The sequence below is a fragment of the Pontiella sp. genome (assembly GCF_041622395.1).
Lineage (GTDB): Bacteria > Verrucomicrobiota > Kiritimatiellia > Kiritimatiellales > Pontiellaceae > Pontiella.
The window spans coordinates 1-4326 of sequence record NZ_JBFJYW010000312.1 but is presented as its reverse complement, the minus strand read 5'-3'; the positions used below and the strand labels follow the sequence as shown (position 1 = coordinate 4326).

3 protein-coding genes are annotated in these 4326 nt (G+C 62.0%); all 3 read left to right on the top strand.

Annotation, left to right across the window (positions count from 1 at the left end; translation table 11 throughout):
• On the top strand, positions 1–2165 hold a 2165-nt coding region (locus ABYO54_RS14560), incomplete at its 5' end, for an alpha-L-rhamnosidase C-terminal domain-containing protein (RefSeq protein ID WP_372808970.1).
• 50 nt (positions 2166–2215) lie between these two features.
• A complete protein-coding gene (locus tag ABYO54_RS14555; RefSeq protein WP_372808969.1) occupies positions 2216–3430 on the top strand; it encodes an L-serine ammonia-lyase, iron-sulfur-dependent, subunit alpha in 1215 nt (404 codons plus the stop codon).
• Positions 3431–3742: 312 nt separating this feature from the next.
• On the top strand, positions 3743–4243 hold the full coding sequence (locus tag ABYO54_RS14550) for a hypothetical protein (RefSeq protein ID WP_372808968.1): 501 nt from the start codon (positions 3743–3745) through the stop codon (positions 4241–4243).
• Positions 4244–4326 lie beyond the last annotated feature (83 nt).

Genomic DNA, 4326 nt, shown 5'->3' with positions numbered 1-4326 from the left:
TGGACCGGGAACCGCAACGGGCCGTTGCGCGGATTGCGGCCGACTCGAAATATTGGCTGTGGATCAACGGGGAGCCGGTGGTGTTCGAGGGGCAGCTCAAGCGCGGGCCCACGCCCGAGGATACCTACTACGACGAGCTGGATCTGGCGGCGCATCTGCACCGCGGCGACAACACGATCGCGGTGCTGGTTTGGTATTTCGGGAAGCAAGGGTTTAGCCACAAGAGCAGCGGCCAGGCGGGGTTCGTATTCGATGCGGAGGTGGATGGCGAGCGGCTGCTCAGCGGCGCAGGCTGGAAGGCGATGGTGCATCCCGCCTATGGAAATACCGGCGAGCCGCATCCGAATTTCCGTCTGCCGGAATCCAATATCCGGTTCGATGCCCGGCGCGATATCGTTAAGTGGACCAATGCCGACTACGACGATTCCGACTGGCCCGCCGCCATCGAATTCGGGACGCCGCCATGCGCGCCGTGGAACCGGCTCGTCGCGCGGCCGATTCCGTTTTGGAAGGATTTCGGGCTGAAGGACTATGCCGACGCCGGGGATTTCCCGCGCGTATCCGATGGCGAGACGATCGAGCTTAAGTTGCCCTACAATGCGCAGGTGACGCCCTATCTCAAGATCGAGGCTCCGGCAGGGCAGGCCATCGACATCCGCATGGACAACTATCTGGGCGGCGGCTCTGCGAACGTGCGGGCGGAATACATCACCCGCGCGGGCGTGCAGGAATATGAAACCCTCGGATGGATGAACGGGCACGCGGCCCGTTACACCATTCCGGCCGGGATCAAGATCCTTGCGCTCAAATACCGCGAAACCGGATACGACACCGAGTTCGCCGGAACCTTTGAATGCGACGACGCGTTCCTGAACCGCTACCGCCAAAAGGCGCTGCGAACGCTTTACATCACGATGCGCGACACCTACTACGATTGTCCCGACCGCGAGCGCGCCCAGTGGTGGGGCGACATGGTCAACGAAATGGGCGAAGCGTTCTACGCGCTCGATCCGCGCGCGAGCCTGCTCGCCAAGAAGGGCATCCTCGAACTCGCGAACTGGCAACGGGAAGACAACACGCTCTTTTCGCCGGTTCCGGCGGGTAGCTGGGACAAGGAGTTGCCGATGCAGATGCTCAACTCCGTCGGCTATTTCGGGTTCTGGACCTACTATCTCTACACGGGCGACCTCGAAACGATCCGCACGGTCTACCCGGCGGTGAAGCGCTACCTTGCGGTGTGGGAACTGGGCGAAAACGGACTCGTGGTGCCGCGCCGCGGCGGCTGGGCCTGGGGCGACTGGGGCCGCAACAAGGATATGACCATCCTCTTCAATGGGTGGTATTACCTCGCCCTGAAGGGGCAGCTCAACATGGCCGAGGAGCTGGGCGAAACGGAAGATGCCAAGACCATCAAAGCCAAGATGGCCGGCATTGAAAACCACTTCAACAAAACCTTCTGGACCGGCAAGGCCTATCGCTCGCCGGGCTACAAAGGCCAGACCGACGACCGCGTCCATGCGCTGGCCGTCGTTGCGGGCTTGGCCCAGCCCGATCAATTCGACGCCATTCGCGAGGTGTTTAAAACCTCGATGCACGCCAGCCCCTACATGGAGAAATACGTTTGCGAGGCGCTCTATCAAATGGGCTTCGCGGACGACGCCATTGCGCGCACGAAAAAACGATTCCAGATCATGGTCGACCATCCGCACACCACGCTGTGGGAGGATTGGACGATCGGCGGAAGCGGCGGCGGAACCATCAACCACGCCTGGTGCGGCGGAATGCTGACCCTGCTCTCGCAATACGGCGCGGGCGTCGCGCCCACGAAGCCGGGCTACGAAACCTACCACGTCCTGCCGCAAATGGGGCCGCTGAAAGCGATCAGGACCACGGTGCCTTCCGTGCGCGGCGATATCCGGCTGGAGCTGCTGAACGAACCGGACGCCTTCTCGATGACCCTGACTTCGCCCGCCGGCACCAGCGCCATCGTCGGCATTCCGAAAGCCGATAGAAACGTTGCCCGTATCGAAGCAAACGGAACCTTGGTCTGGCGCGATGGCAAGCCGGCCCAGTTGCCGGACGGGCTGACCTTTGTCGAAAACACGGAGCACTATATCCAATTCAAGGTCCAACCGGGCCGGTGGGCTTTCACTGCGAATGATTAACTCCGAGTCGACCTGAGTTCGGCAAATCGGTTTTGGGTAGGGATGAAATAATGAAATCACTTTATGAGCTATATCGGATCGGAACGGGGCCTTCGAGCTCCCACACCATGGCGCCGCGCGAAGCCGCGTTGCGTTTTTTTGCGGGCTACCCGCAGGCGGCTGGGTATCGCATCACGCTTTATGGCAGCCTGGCGGCAACGGGCAAGGGGCACCTGACGGACCGGGCCATTCATGCGGCCTTCAAGGGCGCGGAGGTCGAGATCGTCTGGAAGCCGGAAGAGGAACTTCCGCAGCATACCAACGGCATGCGGTTCGAGGCGCTGGACGCCTCGGGCGAAACCATGGGGTCCGCCGAGGACTACAGCATCGGCGGCGGGGCGCTGTTGTCCGATCACCGGGAGACCGGCGAGGTCTACCCGGAAAAAAACATGGAGGCGATCCTGCGGTTCTGCGAGAAGGAAGGGCTTTCGTTCTGGGAATATGTCCTGTTGCGGGAGGATGACGGGTTTCTCGATTTCCTCGCCACGCTCTGGCAAACCATGAAGGCGAGCGTGGAACGCGGCGTCAATGCCAACGGCGTGTTGCCCGGCGAGCTGAAGTTGCCGCGCAAGGCCCATTCGATGCACCGGAAGAGCAGAATGCTTTCGGCCGGGCTGCTGGACGATGCGCAACTCTGCTCCTATGCCTATGCGGTGTCCGAAGAGAACGCCTGCGGCGGCGTGATTGTCACGGCGCCCACCTGCGGCGGCGGGGGGGTGCTTCCGGCCACGCTGTTCCATTTGAATGAAAAGCTCGCCGTCAACGAAGTCGAGATTCTCCGCGCCATTGCCACGGCGGGGCTGGTCGGAAACCTGGCCAAAACGAACGCGTCGATCTCCGGCGCCTATGTCGGGTGCCAGGGCGAGGTGGGCGTCGGCTGCGCGATGGCGGCGGCCGCCGCCGCGCAATTGCTGGGCGGAACGCCGCGCCAGATCGAATATGCCGCCGAGATGGGGCTGGAGCATCATCTGGGGCTCACGTGCGATCCCGTGCTGGGCCTGGTGCAGATTCCCTGCATCGAGCGCAACGCCCATGCCGCCCTGCGGGCGATCGACTGCGCGCATCTGGCGATGTTGTCCGACGGCTTCCATGCGATTTCGTACGACAACGTGGTGGATGTCATGCTCGAGACGGGGCAGTCGCTTTCCACCGACTTCAAGGAAACCTCTTCCGGCGGCCTCGCCAAAATCTACCGGCGGCGCTATCTCGGCGAACGCGACGACTAGGGCATTCCGCCGAAGGGATGCCGGGAGCCGGTTTGCGGTAAACCCGCTGAACCATCCATGACCGCAAAGGCTCGAAGAGGCCAAGGGGACGCGTGCTTGCCGTTCTCTTCGAATCGAGTGACGGCGTCCAGCGGTGGCCATTCTTGCCGCTTGGGCGGAACGCATGTGGCGGATCGATGTCAAGCGCTCGGTGCGGTCTGATGTGCGGGGATACAATCGCGCTTTCATCTTATAATGGTCGCCGCGCCGGTTTGCCGTTTCAATGCCTGCAACACACGGGGTGTTACGATACAAACAATGGGAGGACGTATCATGAAATGGAAAGCCGTATTCTACTCGTTCATCGCGGTCTTCATGGCGGCGGGTTGCGCAAGCCGCAGCAATACACCAGTGCCTGTGGCAGAACACGTGGACGCCATCGGCGTGTATGATTCGCGGGCGGTGGCGCTGGCGTTTCTTCGGACGCCATGCTTTATGCAGGTGGTGCACGATATGGAATGCCGCCACTGCGACCAGGAGTTGGCCGAGATGAAACGGATGCTGTTGCCGCAAGTCCATAGCACGGCTCCGGTGGATAATATCCTCGGCTATATCGGGCCGCGGATTCCCGCCGTCTTGGAGACGGCGGACGTAGACCTGCTGGTGTCAAAATGGGATGAGGCGTCGTGTCGGCGGTATGCGTCGGCCTCGCAAGTGGACGTCACGATGTTGCTGGTTGCCCAGTTCAATCCCAGTCGGACGCTGGTGGCCGATGTGCTCGAAACCATTTCGTTCGAGCCGCTGGAAATGGACTATGTCGAAGCGCTTCAATAGGATTCCGCTCGCGGGGCCGGCGGGCGCGGCGTGCCCCGCGGCACCCATACCTTGGCGAGGGTTTTCGTGGAAGGAGGGGGGCG